Raw genomic sequence first — 14,120 nt, forward strand, 5'->3', positions numbered from 1 at the left:
GTTGCGATCGCCTTATCATTTTTCCTAAGTAAGGATACCCTTGCGGCTCTCTGTTTGATTAACGGTGTAATGCGCCTTGTTGTACAGCACAAGAGGTTCAACACTAGTCAGTGTATAAGTCGGGGAAATGGAACTTTGCCATAGCAAGCGTTAACGCCACCTCATAAACACTTTGTCGCGAGGCGTGATTTAGAGTAAGCAAACCAATAGCCCCCCCTTTTTGCTTTATGTTTACCGTATCAAAGAGCTTGTCCATAACTGGCCCAAGTTCTTCTCCACGCTGTAGCGCCTGATATACGCTTACAGGAAGAGGCAAGCTTGCACTTCGCGTTACCGACCAGTGACCTTCATGGTATATCGCCACATAGGCAAAGGTAGCAGGACCATCTTCAAATACATCCACACCACCTTCAATTGCCACATACCACGCATCTGTGATTCCGCCTTGATGATGAGCAAGCATGGCCTTCACGCGATTAATTGCGCCCAAGCGCGTTTCATCTTCATTCATTGGCTGGTCAGGCACGCCGCTTGGTACAGCCATACCCTGAGCGTCGAAATCGTGCTCTAGTGTGTCAGAGAGTGTATTGAGCGCAGCATTAATTTTTACCGGATTCAGCGACCCTACATAAATTGTGTCAGAAACCATGTGCTTTCGTCCTTTAAAAACGTCCTTTCGAAACAGTCCCCACAGGGTTCTGCTTAATATCTTCTAGCATTAAACGGTAATCGCGCACCGCTGGAAACTCACTAATATTGCGATTTGGCAAGGTACTATCAGGGTTATCGACAGCAAGTAAATGTTTAATACCGTATGTCTTTGCCGCATTTAGAATTGGCAGTGAGTCATCGACAAATAGAGTGCGATGGGCATCGAACTTTACCCGTGCCTGTAATCTTTCCCATAGCAGCTGAGACTCTTTGGTTACGCCGAACTCATGGGTAGAGATAAGGTTGTCGATATGTGCGTCGAGCTGGGTATGCTCTATCTTTAGCGCCAAACTGTTTGGGTGCGCATTGGTCACTAATACCACCTGCCTGCCTGAGTCATGAAGCGCATCAAGGAACGGAATTGTATCGTCACGAAGGGCGAGCAAATGTGCCAGCTCACGCTTCAGCGGCATAAACTCATTTTCTAAGTCCATTTCAAGAGATTCAGCCCAGTAATCTAAGCAATACCATTGAATTTGCCCGAATACTGACTCATATCGCGCAGTCATTTCACGTTGACTCTGCGCCTCTGAAATTCCTCTTATTTGTGCTAATCGTTTAGGCAAATGATGTAGCCAGAACTGGTTGTCGTAATGAAGGTCCAGCAAAGTGCCGTCCATGTCTAACAGTACAGTTTCTATTTCATTCCAGGGCAGAAAGGGCAAGCGATTTTCCTTATAATGAAGTAAGCTAAGAAATTGTATACAAGTATGATAACAAAGTTGTAGCGATAGACATGCCAAAAATTGATCCGAACAAACCGTTACCACAAATTCATTCTCGTGAAATCGTTGCGCAAAGCAAACTCTTTAGGGTAGAACGCTTAGACCTTGAGTTTTCGAACGGCGCCACCCGTGAATTCGAGCGGATGGCTGGCGGAAACAGGGGCGCGGTAATGATAGTGCCTATGCTTGATGAAAACACCATGGTGTTAATTCGTGAATATGCTGCCGGCACACATTCGTATCAACTAGGCTTTCCAAAAGGTTTAATAGACCCTGGCGAAACTGCCATTGAAGCTGCTAATCGCGAACTACAAGAAGAGGCAGGCTTCGCGGCCAATGATCTTGTGGAGCTTCATAAGGTCAGCATGGCGCCCACTTTCTTTAACGCCAATATGACCATTGTTTTGGCTCGAGACTTGTATCCAAAGCAACTTGAAGGCGACGAACCTGAGCCTCTTGAGGTGATTCACTGGCCTTTAGATGAAGCAGATGCTTTACTTGCACGAGAAGACTTTGTAGAAGCACGCTGTATAGCCGCGCTGTTTTTAGCTCAAAAGTGGTTTAAGGAACAATAAACAATGCCCGATGACGCCCATGCCGACCTACTAGAACTTGCGAAAGAAATTGCCATCGAAGCCGGTGAAGCCGTATTAGAAGTATACGATAAAGGGGAGTTTGACGCTTATCAAAAAGACGATGAGTCTCCCGTTACCAGCGCAGATTATTTGGCAAACGATATCATCAACAAGCGCTTACAAGCCGCAACGCCTGATATCCCAATCCTCTCAGAGGAAAACAAACACGCAAGTTTAGAAGAGCGAAAGCATTGGCCTCGATACTGGTTAATCGATCCCATCGATGGAACCCAAGAATTCATTGCTAGAAGCGGTGATTTCGCAGTAAACATTGCGCTAATAGAGAATAATGAGCCGACAATAGGCGTTATCTTTTGGCCGCCAGGGCAGTCGCTATATTACGCCCAGAAAGGCAAAGGTGCGTTTAAGTCATCACCTGATGGCGATCACCCAATAAGCGTACGCAAGCTAGACGACCCTAAAAATAGTGTGGTAATGATTGCAATAAGCCGTCGTCAGTCGAGAGAAAAAGTGCTCAGCAGAATGTGCGCCAAGCGCGTATACCAAACGCTTCCATTGGGAAGCTGTTCCCTGAAAGCCTGCTTTATTGCCGAAGGAAAAGCTGATGTGTTTATGCGCATCGGTATTACCGGCGAATGGGACACTGGCGCATCGCAATGCATTGTCTCTGAAGCGGGTGGGAGTATTGCCGCCGCTAACTTCGAACCTCTTACCTACAATCAGCGTCATTCGTTAGAGAACCCAGATTTTGTGGTAATGGGCGATCAAAGGGTGCCATGGCAAGATGTAGTCCAGTATGATGACTTCGTAAACCCACATCAGCACTAGCGCGTAATAATTTACTTAGCGCAGCGTGTTAACCTACGTATAATAGCGTAGTAATGTTGCTGGGCCACATTACTCTGGTAGTGGTTAAATCAAGCCAGATGGAACCAAAAAGTAAAAGGAGTAACCTATGATGACTACACGTATTCGCACGTTGTCTGCAGCATTGCTCGCATGTGGGCTAGCATTTCCCGCCGCAGCCGATTGGTCAATAGACGGCGAAACAAGTGCACTACACTTCTTATCGACGAAGAATGCACAAGTCACCGAAGTACATAAGTTTGATAGCTTTGATGGTACGCTGTCTGACGGTGGCAAACTTAACGTGGCGGTTGACTTATCGTCAGTGAATACAGCCATTGATATTCGCAACAAGCGAATGCAAGAGATGCTGTTCAACGTGACCAAGTTTGCACAAGCGACATTTGAGGCCAACTTGCCTGAGTCAATGATGAACCTGAAATCGGGCCAAGTTGTTAACGGGAAGGTAGACGGTATTTTGATGTTGCACGGAAAAGCCGTTCCTACGTCATTTTCTGTTAAAGCAAGTAAAGTAGACGACGATACGCTTACCGTATCAACCACGTCACCAACGTTAATTAAAGCAGAGTCTTTTGGACTTGCTGAAGGCGTAGCTGCACTTCAAAAAATTGCAGGGCTTAAGAGCATAACAACAACAGTACCCGTAACGTTTTCAGTTACGTTTACTCAATAAAGCACTGTTCTTGCCGCCGTCTATCTATAAAAAGCTAGGTGGCACGTAACTAAACGCAATAAAAAACCGCACACATGTGCGGTTTTTTTGTTTTGATATCTACTTTGAGTCCATTATGCGCTGTTAGGAAGCCTGTGGCGCATAGGCAATGGCTTTTGACTTAGTACTTGCTCTGGCATGCTCTGCCACACGTTATCAGGAAGCGCAGGTACTTCTGCCTTGTGCTGTGATATAGCGAAATACCCCATTGCAACGCGTAAACGCTTAAGTGCTTTACACTCATTCACTTCCTGGTCAATGACAAACACGCCCCACTTACGCATGGCTATGCCTAGTTTATCGCTGCTTGTTAAGCGGATAACCGGCGCCGCTAACACCATGCCTACCAATACAGGTAACAACCACATAAATAGCGACGGGGTGAAATAGAAGGTAGTTACGCCCCACGCTACCGCTAGACAGCTCATAATTTGCGTGTGTTTAATTGCAACTTTCCACGGTACTTTGCGCCCTTCGCGCTCTTGCGCTTCCCATTTAACTGAGTGGCCAACAAAAACGCTAATCACAAAATAACTGTGATAGAACATCATTAGCGGCGCGATAAGCACGGCCATAGTTAACTCAATTGCTGCCCCTTTAAGTAGAGACCACGCGCCACCAAATTCGCCGCGACGTTTTATTAAAGCTAAGGTAATACCGAGAAGTTTAGGCAAGAATAGTAAGGCCGCCGTACCCCACATGGTTACCATCATCATGTCTTGGCGCGCTACCTGCCAACTAGGGAACAGCTGGTATTCAGACACGAAGAACTCTGGCACTGACGTGGCGCGAATTAACGCATCTGCTGTACCTAGCGCCAACATGCAAAATAGTATGAGTGAAGAGATGTACGCAAACGCACCAAATAAGAAGTGCAGGCGGTTTGCCATTTTTAGACCTTTAACGTTCAATAACCCTAAATGCTGTATGTTGCCCTGCACCCAACGACGGTCGCGAATTGCGTAGTCAACAATGTTACTTGGCACTTCTTCATAGCTGCCCGTGGTGTCGGTAAGCAAGTAGGCCTGCCAGCCAGCACGGCGCAGTAGGGCAGCCTCAACAAAGTCATGACTTAAAATTTCACCGCCAAAAGGCGCGCGCCCTTCAAGGGTAGGTAGCCCGCAGTGCTGCATAAATGGTGCAATACGAATAATGGCATTGTGCCCCCAATAGTTTGCACTGTCTGTTTGCCAAAACGATAGACCTGTCGCCAACATTGGGCTGTAAAGATGAGCAGCAAACTGCACAAAACGACCAAAGAAGGTGTTTTGACGTACCGGCATTGGAATGGTCTGCACTAACGCCGTATCAGGGTTTTGCTCAATACGACGCGCCAAGTCTTGCATGCGCTCTCCAGTCATTACGCTGTCGGCATCTAATACAATCATTGACTCGTAGTTTGCACCCCAGCGTTCACAAAACTCTTTGAGATTACCCACTTTTCTGTGCAGGTTTTGTTCGCGACGACGATAAAACACTTGACTAGAGAAGGCACCTAAACGCTTTTTCAAACGGGTAAATGCACGTAGCTCTGCATCCGCTTTTTCCATATCGCGGGTGTCGCTGAGCATGAAAAAGTCGAATTTAGAACTGTTGTCACTTTCCATTAATTCGCGAATACAAGCTTCAAACCCCACCATAATACGGCGGGTATCTTCGTTATAAACCGGCATGACGACAGCGTGCTTTTGCGTTAATGACACAGAAGTATCAGGAGGCGTTTGATTTCTGCGCAAGCTCAACGGGTCAACGTTAAAAAGCTGCAGAAAGAAACCGATAATGCCCGTCCAAAACGCCATACACAACCATGCGAACAGGGTTAGCCCCAACCCCAGCTGTGCAATCTCTAGGTTGGTAAGGCCGTTAGGTAAAAAGATCTCGTATAAACTCCAACCGGCCAGTGCCGTGCTTGGAATAACTAGCATTGCCATGATAAACAAACGCATATGCTCTCCTTTTAAGATGAAGTGTGAAGCACGTGCAGTGCCATCACTTTTAACCTGAGGCACGGCTTTAGCCTCGTCCGATACCGCTACGTAAGCGCGATTATTTTGGTTGGTAGACATAATTCCAAACCTCACTCACACGTTTACCGTCTTTCTCTATGTAAGCGCGCATATCTACCGTCTGCTTTTCTTTCGGCTTAACAAAGAAGGTGGCCCGCCATTCTTGTCCATCAGCAACGGGGTAAAGTCGCTGCTGAGAAATTGTGCCATTAGTACCCTGTACCACCAACTTCATCGACTCGTTATCAAAAGCAATGGCAGAAGGCGCGCTGAAGTCCACGCTGAACTGTCGTGTCGTATTTAGACTGTCGTTTTTAAACTCGTCACCCGGCAACACAGCCTTGCCTTGGCGGGTACGTACAACTGAGGCCAGTTCACTGACAAACGGATTTTGTTCTACGGTTTTAAGCTCGTAAGCGAAATACAGTGATTCGCCCGAATTGAATGGCTTTTCAGGCGTCCAAAAAGCCACGATATTGTCGTGTATTTCGGATTTAGTCGGAATTTCGACGACTTCTAATCGGCCTTTCTCAAAACCAGCTTCTGGCGTCACCCATAGCCCTGGGCGTATATGGTAATTGGCCTCTGCGTCGAGGTAATTATCCCATTCGCCGTCGCGTTGAAGCATGCCGAATCCTTTAGGGTTTGCGTCGCTAAGTGACGTGACTTGAAGGCGTGCAGGATTAGTCAGTGGGCGCCAAATTTCTTCACCAGCGTGAGTCACCATGAGTACACCGTCACTATCATGCACCTCTGGACGATAGTCGTCATGGCGCTTTTCTGTGTTCTCGCCATACAAGAACATACTGGTAAACGGTGCAATGCCTAGCTTGCTCACGTCATCTCTGGCAAATAACCAACTCTCTACCTTAACGCTGGTATCAATATCAGGCTGTATAACAAATTTGTACGCGCCCGCTACAGAAGGGCTTTCAAGACGCGCATAAACAGTAATAGGTTTACCCTCACTCGGTTCTATGACCCAGAACTCAGTGAAGTGGGGGAACTCTTCGCCTTTGGCTAGCGCCGTATCAATCGCAAGACCTCGTGCAGAGATACCGTACACTTGATTTTTACCTACAAGACGGAAGTACGTTGCCCCCAAAAATACAGCAAATTCGTCTTTGTACTCTTCGTTCTTGATAGGGTAGTGAACGCGAAATCCAGCAAACCCTGACTTTTCGTCCGTTAGCCCAGCTAACCCCGACGCAGACCCGTCGTAGTTGAACATGTCACTGTTGAACGCTAGGCGTTCAGGCTTATTGCTTTCACCAATAGTGTGGATAGTGACAGGGTATTCATATAAAAAACCCGGGTGAAAAAACTGCAGTTCGTAGTCATTCTCGCCATGCCAAAGACTCTGCTCGGGCTTGAAGCGAATTGAACGATACGTGGTGTAGTCAATTTCTTTAAGCTTGCTGTTTAACCCGTGATCGTCCTGCTCGTAGCTCTCTGTCGCTGACAGGCGTGCAGCATCAATAATTGACTGAAGAACCGGCGATGCTTTTTGAGGCTGATTATCGTCGTTAACCTCAACTGCACCGGCTTGATGAAACGCAAATAATGCGATGACACTGCTCATCGCTAAAAGAAGGTGTGACAGCTTATTGCGCTGGCGCACATTCGTTTGTAAATCTTTACCGAAAATTGAAACTGGCTTAGCCATTTGTCCTCTCCTTATGAAAACAATGGTTATCCAGATGACCATCAACAACTCGCTACACGCCTTGCCTACTGAAAAGCGTCTTTTACAAAAACGGTATTGATTGAAGCCACGCGAGAAAGGCGCTCTCTTCCTTTCTTTATCCACTAATATCGTGAAAAACCGAATTCCTTGCCGAAGGGCTAAAGTGAATGTTGGATAACACACAGAGACTTGAGCAAAAGCTGTTCCAACACGAAATAGTCGCCGCTATTTTTTATATTTTTTCATAATTTACAATGCCTTACAAACACACACATTGTGGATTAGTGGAGAACACTGGCTTGTAAAAATGTCCGATGAGTTAGACAAAAGGATAACTGTTGTTTTTTAGAGACAGTTTTGTGTGCCAACGTTTTACTAGGAATACATCAAACTTTGATTTTGAACATTTCAAATGTGTAGCCTCTAAAAAGCCAGACGTATTTTATCTATAAATATTAGCAACATAGATAAATTAAGACATATCAAAATAGTGATTTAGTACGAAGTTGGCAAACGCTTTGCTATTCATCATGTTGATAAATAAATCGGACACTATTTCTTAACGGAAATAATAAAGATGGCATGAAGGCAAGTACGGCTTTGTGTTCATCAACCAAGTAGCCTTTTGCAGTGTGTCGTAAAGCACTGACTTGCAACACGTTTTGCAAACTGTCTAGAGCCATTGTGTAAAGACTAGAACCATTATGAAAAGGTTAGAGCTTTATAGAGTACCTAGAACGTGTTTAAACAACGAAAACGTTTGCGGTGAACAAGGTGGGTTACTGAACATACTAAGGAGTTATCACATGCGTAAATCATTCACACTTATTGCAGCAGCACTAACTGCGGCAACACTTCCTCTTACAGCTATGGCCGACAAGCCTGACTGGCGTTACGTAGAAGGTGGTTACACTAAAATGGACTTTGACGACAATGAGTCTTTTGAACCAGACGGTTTAACCGTTAACGGTAAATACCTATTAAACAGCAACTGGTACCTGAACGGCGAGTATAGCTTCTTTGAAGAGGGCAACTTTGACTTTGATATGCTGACACTAGGTGCGGGTTACCGTTTACCTGTTAACGCGACAACAGACGCGTATTTTGGTGCCAACTTAGAGCGTATTGACGGTGACGTAAATGACGAAACAGGTTACAGCATTAATGCTGGCCTTCGCTCGATGATCACAGAGCAGGTAGAGCTGGCGGGTGAAGTTGGCTACTACGATGTAGACGATGGTGAAGCGACATTTAGAGTAGGCGCTAACTATTACATCACGCCACAATGGGCTGTGGGTGCAAACTACAGAATCATTGATGATTTAGACATTATGCAGGTAACTGCACGTTACGCGTTTTAAGCCTTCCTCTCCTCAGGTAGGTAGCCGGGTTGCTCGACCCGGCTTTTTTGTGTCTATTGTTCTTCAGCTTCGCTTGGCTCAATATCTTCTTTTCTTTTGATATCTACACTTTCATGAAGCTCTGAATAGACCAGCACCGCCTCACCCGATTTGAGTCTGTTTAACACTTGCTGCACCTTCACATCTAGCGCAACTTCTTCAGCGCCGTAGTCCGTGCCCTCTCGCAGAACAAAAGACTCAGCCAAGCTATAAAGCGTATCGGCTTCTAGCGCGTCAATGGGGATTATCATTCACACTCCTGATAACAAGCGTTTGGGTAAATTAATAGGACATCAACATTAGCGGCTGACGTAACGACACGTAGTATTTACAGGTAAGGCTTCACTTACAAAACGTTTCACCCGTTCGTGCAGCCATACTTTAGGATTTAATATAGAACCCTGCATGAACCCAACGTGACCGCCTCGTTCACTTAGCTCCACGGTAACGTTGCGCGCAAGCTCTTCTTCCTTAGGCACAATTAAGTGATTCATAAAGGGGTCATCAATGCTATGCAATACCAGTGTAGGACAGTGGATCGCGCTTAAAAAGTGATACGCACTACACTTTTCATAGTAGTCTTGAGCGTCTGCAAAGCCGTGAAGCGGCGCTGTGATCTTCTCGTCGAATTGGGTAAAGCTGGTGATCTCTTCCACATCAGTTTTTGTTAGCTGTATAAGCTTGCGATAATCGATGTACTCCATCTTCTTACGCAGCGTATCCTTCATGCTAGTAAGTAAATACTTTTGATATACGCGAGAAAAACCCTGGTTAATTGATTTAGCGCATTCAGAAAGTTTAAGAGGTGAAGAAATGGCAATCGCTGCCTTAAGCCACTTTTGCGCAGGGTTTTCGCCCAACAGTTTCAATAGCATGTTGCCGCCAAGGGAAAAGCCGATGGCCACTTTAGGAATTCGTGGAAATTTATCGTGAAGCCACTCTAAGAAAAAGCTGGGGTCTTCTGTTTCTCCACTGTGATACGCCCGCGCTTTTAAATTTGGCACGCCGCTACAGCCGCGATAGTGCATCATCACCACCTGCCAACCATTCACTGACAATTGAGCCATCATATCGTTCGCGTAATGCGACTTAATGCTGCCTTCTAAACCATGAAACATCACCACGATACCCGATGTTTCCTGCGGTTTTGGCCCCCACGCCACATCGACGAAGTCGTCATCGGGTAATGTGAGACGCTCCATGTCGTAAGACAAAGGCAACCGCTTTTGAATAAAACGCGGCCATATGGTTTGCACATGACGGTTCTTCGCCCACCCTGGCACCTTAAAGCTGCTTTTTATTATCTTTCCATGCGATAGCGCTGATTTACTCATTTTGTTTTCTTATTGTGTTTTTACGATAGTTGGTTAACCACTAGGCTCACTAGTTGGCGCGCCTCGTTGTTGTCTCGCAGTCCGTATGCATTTATAAACGCTGCGATGGACGCGTTAAATACGTTAGACGATACAGATTGCCCTTGACCCAGATGCGTGACTGGCTGCTCATTGAACGACGCAACAATATCGTGCTGCTGCTGTCTTTCAAGCTCTAGTTCTTGTGCTTTGAGTGCGTCATATTCTGCTTGGTCTCCGCCTTTTTCGGGGCTCGCAGCCTTTCGCCTTGCACGGTGATACTGTAACTTTTCTTCGGTCGCATTTGATGCCGCAATCACTGCTTTAAGCTGTGGCAAATTAATGATGACATTATTCTCTAAACACCAGCAAATCAGCAAGAGAACGTTTACATTAACCTTGTGGTTGTCTTGCAGTAAAAGCGCAAGGGGAGCCATATCACCTTTGGTATAGCGAGAAACGCTATACTCCCAAAACGCGCGGTTTTCGATATTAGGCGTTGGCATTGTCATACTCTTCTCGTTTTAGCTCAATTTGCTCTTGGGCATCTAGCCATGCCATCTCTTCTTCTTCAAGCTGTTGCTTAAGTTGAGTTTGCTTGTCGAGTAGGCCCATAAGCTGCGCCTTTTTGTCTTCGCTGTAAAGCGAAGTATCGGCAAGTGACGCTTCCACCTCAGCCAAAGCAGCACCACATTTTTCCATGGCTTTTTCGTGTTTTTCAATGGCTTTTTTAAGTGGCGCAACCCTTTGCCTAAACTCGGCTTCACGGCGTTTTTCTTCTTTACGATCTAATTTGCGTTCCGGCTTACTCTGCGCGCCAGCCTCTTGTTGCTCTTCGTTTTTGGCATCGCTGTTGGCCTTGGCTTTTTCCGCTGCCTGCTGTTTTAAAATCCAGTCGCGATAGTCATCCAAGTCGCCTTTAAATGGTTCAACTTCGCCACTGTCTACCAAATAGAAATCTTCACATACCGAGGAGAGTAAGAAGCGGTCGTGCGAGACCAGTACCATGGCGCCTTCAAAACCTTGAAGCGCGATATTTAGCGCATGGCGCATTTCCAAATCTAAGTGGTTGGTAGGCTCATCCAGCAGCAATAAGTTAGGCTTCTGATAAACAATTAACGCCAATACTAAGCGCGCCTTTTCACCGCCCGACATAGGTGCCACGGGCGCTAACGCTTCATCGCCATTAAATCCAAATCCGCCCAGATAGTCGCGAAGTTGCTGCTCGGTGGCTTTTTCGTCAATGCGCTGCAAATGAAGAAGCGGAGTAGCGTTAGCATCTAATGTTTCTAACTGATGCTGAGCAAAGTAACCAATCTTAAGGCCTTTAGCCGTATTAAAAATACCTTGTTTTGGCGCATGCACACCCGCCAATAGTTTGATTAGCGTAGACTTACCCTGCCCGTTTCGACCTAGAAGACCTATTCTGCTGCCAGGTACTAAATTGAGTTTCACCTGTTGCAGCACAATATGGTCGTCGTAACCCAGCTGTATCTTTTCCATTTGCACAAGCGGGTTTGGCAGTGCCGACGGCGGCGCAAAAGAAAAGCTAAATGGGCTGGCCATATGGGCTGGCAACAAGGTTTCCATTTTCTCCAACTGCTTAATACGACTTTGCGCTTGCTTAGCTTTACTCGCTTTAGCTTTAAACCGGGTAATAAACGAATTGAGGTGCGCTACTTTTTGCTGCTGCTTTTCATATTCAATGTTTTGCAAGCGAATACGTTCAGCGCGCTGGGTTTCGTAAGACGAGTAGTTACCGGTGTAGGTGATAAGCTTCTGTTGTTCAACACTGATAATTTGCGCAACCGTGTTGTCGATAAAAGCTTTATCGTGAGAAATCAGCAATAGCGTTCCCGCATAGCGTTGAAGCCATTTCTCTAGCCAAATAACGGCGTCTAAGTCTAAGTGGTTAGTAGGTTCATCAAGCAGCAGTAAGTCTGAAGGACAAAGCAGCGCTTGAGCCAGGTTTAGGCGCATACGCCAGCCACCTGAAAAATCGCTAACTGGTGCGCTTAACTGCACATTGGTAAACCCAAGACCCGACAGAATGGTCGCTGCGCGAGCTTCCACGTCGTATGCTCCCGCTTGCTCGAGCTGCCCGTGAATTTGGCCAATCTTTACACCGTCGCCGCTTTTTTCAGCGGCTTCTAATTGCGCTTGTAGATTACGTAAATGTTTGTCACCGTCCACCACATAGTCTATCGCGGTTCGGTCAGTTGCTGGCGTTTCCTGTGCCACGCTTACAATTCGCCAGTCATTCGGTACGCTGCAGTCGCCAGCATCGACACTTAACTCACTTCTCAGCAGTGCAAAAAGCGTGGACTTTCCGCAGCCGTTGCTGCCAATCAGCGCTACTTTGTGGCCTGGAAAAACCTGCGCCGACGCCCCTTCTAGCAACATTTTGCGACCGCGAAGTAGCGATACATTTGAAAGCTTTATCATGAGTAACCTGTGATGGAACAAACTAGGGCGCGTATAATATCAAAAACTTAAGGTAAAAGCTGATCAACACTTACCATTTCAAGGTATAATAATCGCGAAATTCTCCAAAGGTGTATGTATGTCAAAACGTGTAAAACGCCGCTTTGTTGCAGGGGCTACGTGCCCAAAATGCCAAGAGCTAGATACGATTTCGTTATATTTTGAAAATAACGTAGAAAAGTTGGAGTGCGTTGCGTGTGGATACAATGAAGCGCAAACTGATGAAAAGGTGAGTGCCGCCACACGCTCAAACGAAAATGTGATTGGCATCTTTAAACCGCACTAACATTCCTACCCACGTCTCAGTAAATCTTACCGTTAAGCCTGTGTAACACCTTACAACGCTGTGCTCAGGCTTTTTGCAAACGTCTCTTCATGCCACGCCAACGCTAGGTATCCTCGTTACCTAACGAAAGAGGTTGCTCAGGCATAATTTTTGTATTTCCTTCGCAAAGGAGTGAAATATGAAACATGCTAAAAAACGTGCCTGCTATGTCCTTATAGCCTTGTTGCTTACGCTTATTGCCATAAGACTTTACTTGCCTTACGCCGCAGCGTCATACATCAACACGACGCTGAGTCAGTCAAAAGAGTATAACGGCCGCGTGGGCGATGTAGATTTAATGCTATGGCGCGGCGCATACAGTTTAGAACATGTTTTGCTTTATAAGGCGAACGGGCAAGTAGATAGGCCGCTATTTAAAGCTGACTATGTGGAGTTTACGCTTTCATGGTCACAGCTTTTCAAAGGTGCAGCGGTGGGAAAAGTCATTGTTAATTCCCCCGAGATTAATTTTGTAGACGGCAACACGGAGGAGAGAAGCCAGTCTGGTAAGGATGAAAACTGGTTATCTATCGCCGACCAACTCTTCCCGTTACGCATCGATAAGCTAACTATTAACCAAGGAAAAGTCGCTTTCCACAACCCCGATACTTCTCCGGCTATCGACATTGCGCTTCATGATATTCAGCTTGAAGTGAATAACTTGGTGAATAGCGACAACTTGTCAGACTCACGTGTAGCAACGGCCAAAGCGCAAGGGCAAACGGCACAGCAGGGCACGATATCCTTAAACGCTAAACTCAACCCCGCAACAACAGCCCCCACATTTGACGTTGATATTCAAGCTGACAACGTTGGGCTAGTGAACTTTAAGAATCTACTTGATACCTACGCACCGTTTGATCTGGAAGCCGGCACCCTCACGCTTGCGGCTGAAGTGGCGTCTAATGAAGGGAAAGTAAAAGGCTATATCAAACCCATATTGCATAATGTGGAGGTATTTTCTTGGAAGGGTGACATTGAACGTGACGGCGATGGTTTTATTGAAGGCAGTATCGAAGCCATTTCCGCGTTTGTCACCGAACTGTTTGAAAACCAAAGCGAAGACCAAATTGCCACACGCATTCCTGTTGAAGGCGATTTATCAAGCCCTGACACCCAAACATGGGAGGCATTTACCGCGATTTTAAAAAATGCATTTATCGAAGCTTTTAACGGCGATGTGGAGAAAAGTATAGAGTTGGACAGACTCGAGCTGGATAAGTTGGAAGCGCCGGAAGGCTCTGAAAATTAAGAG

General features: G+C 46.1%; 14 protein-coding genes. 6 read left to right on the forward strand and 8 right to left on the reverse strand.

All coding sequences use genetic code 11. The annotated features are described in order from the left end of the window. Positions 1-103 precede the first annotated feature (103 nt). Positions 104-649, reverse strand: a complete 546-nt coding sequence (gene yjjX / locus MHM87_RS03260; protein WP_239257761.1) for an inosine/xanthosine triphosphatase — start codon at positions 647-649, stop codon at positions 104-106. Positions 650-662: 13 nt separating this feature from the next. Then, the gene (yrfG, locus tag MHM87_RS03265) at positions 663-1,376 is read right to left on the reverse strand and encodes a GMP/IMP nucleotidase (RefSeq protein ID WP_014951321.1); all 714 of its coding nucleotides are present in this window, start codon (positions 1,374-1,376) and stop codon (positions 663-665) included. Between the two features lie 71 nt (positions 1,377-1,447). Here yrfG and nudE point away from each other — a divergent pair, with 71 nt between their 5' ends. The 3 genes from nudE (at position 1,448) to MHM87_RS03280 (ending at position 3,572) form a co-directional block, all read left to right on the forward strand. Next, the gene (nudE, locus tag MHM87_RS03270) at positions 1,448-2,011 is read left to right on the forward strand and encodes an ADP compounds hydrolase NudE (protein WP_014951322.1); all 564 of its coding nucleotides are present in this window, start codon (positions 1,448-1,450) and stop codon (positions 2,009-2,011) included. A 3-nt stretch (positions 2,012-2,014) separates the two neighbouring features. Next, positions 2,015-2,860, forward strand: coding sequence for a 3'(2'),5'-bisphosphate nucleotidase CysQ (gene cysQ, locus MHM87_RS03275; RefSeq protein WP_014951323.1), 846 nt, complete (start codon positions 2,015-2,017; stop codon positions 2,858-2,860). A 127-nt stretch (positions 2,861-2,987) separates the two neighbouring features. After that, on the forward strand, positions 2,988-3,572 hold the full coding sequence (locus MHM87_RS03280; protein ID WP_039228733.1) for a YceI family protein: 585 nt from the start codon (positions 2,988-2,990) through the stop codon (positions 3,570-3,572). Between the two features lie 113 nt (positions 3,573-3,685). Here the strand turns inward: MHM87_RS03280 and mdoH are convergent, their stop codons facing one another. Then, entirely contained in the window at positions 3,686-5,677 is a 1,992-nt protein-coding gene (mdoH, locus tag MHM87_RS03285) for a glucans biosynthesis glucosyltransferase MdoH (RefSeq protein WP_239257762.1), read from the reverse strand. Next, positions 5,658-7,283 (reverse strand): glucan biosynthesis protein G, encoded by a 1,626-nt coding sequence (locus tag MHM87_RS03290; RefSeq protein ID WP_239257763.1) that lies wholly within the window; start codon positions 7,281-7,283, stop codon positions 5,658-5,660. The genes mdoH and MHM87_RS03290 overlap by 20 nt, the downstream gene beginning before the upstream one ends. Positions 7,284-8,110: 827 nt before the next feature. On the opposite strand from MHM87_RS03290, the gene MHM87_RS03295 reads away from it, so the two are divergent. Then, positions 8,111-8,665 (forward strand): outer membrane beta-barrel protein, encoded by a 555-nt coding sequence (locus tag MHM87_RS03295; protein WP_014977785.1) that lies wholly within the window; start codon positions 8,111-8,113, stop codon positions 8,663-8,665. Between the two features lie 53 nt (positions 8,666-8,718). Here the strand turns inward: MHM87_RS03295 and MHM87_RS03300 are convergent, their stop codons facing one another. The 4 genes from MHM87_RS03300 to MHM87_RS03315 are packed head-to-tail and all read right to left on the reverse strand — an operon-like array spanning position 8,719 to position 12,501. After that, positions 8,719-8,955 (reverse strand): YheU family protein, encoded by a 237-nt coding sequence (locus tag MHM87_RS03300; protein WP_014951328.1) that lies wholly within the window; start codon positions 8,953-8,955, stop codon positions 8,719-8,721. A 48-nt stretch (positions 8,956-9,003) separates the two neighbouring features. Continuing rightward, entirely contained in the window at positions 9,004-10,038 is a 1,035-nt protein-coding gene (locus tag MHM87_RS03305) for a hydrolase (RefSeq protein WP_014951329.1), read from the reverse strand. Positions 10,039-10,058: 20 nt separating this feature from the next. Further along, positions 10,059-10,568: a TIGR02444 family protein gene (locus MHM87_RS03310; protein WP_231513130.1), complete on the reverse strand. Its 510-nt coding sequence runs from the start codon at positions 10,566-10,568 to the stop codon at positions 10,059-10,061. Further along, positions 10,549-12,501 (reverse strand): ATP-binding cassette domain-containing protein, encoded by a 1,953-nt coding sequence (locus MHM87_RS03315; RefSeq protein ID WP_239257764.1) that lies wholly within the window; start codon positions 12,499-12,501, stop codon positions 10,549-10,551. Before MHM87_RS03315 ends, MHM87_RS03310 begins: the two co-directional genes overlap by 20 nt. A 118-nt stretch (positions 12,502-12,619) precedes the next feature. Here MHM87_RS03315 and MHM87_RS03320 point away from each other — a divergent pair, with 118 nt between their 5' ends. Together MHM87_RS03320 and MHM87_RS03325 are read left to right on the forward strand one after the other, a co-directional pair. Further along, entirely contained in the window at positions 12,620-12,826 is a 207-nt protein-coding gene (locus tag MHM87_RS03320; RefSeq protein WP_012520152.1) for a YheV family putative zinc ribbon protein, read from the forward strand. Positions 12,827-13,004: 178 nt separating this feature from the next. Beyond that, positions 13,005-14,117, forward strand: a complete 1,113-nt coding sequence (locus MHM87_RS03325) for a DUF748 domain-containing protein (RefSeq protein WP_014977789.1) — start codon at positions 13,005-13,007, stop codon at positions 14,115-14,117. The last annotated feature ends 3 nt before the right edge of the window (positions 14,118-14,120 follow it).

It is taken from the genome of Alteromonas sp. Cnat3-28, from assembly GCF_022348265.1.
Lineage (GTDB): Bacteria > Pseudomonadota > Gammaproteobacteria > Enterobacterales > Alteromonadaceae > Alteromonas > Alteromonas macleodii.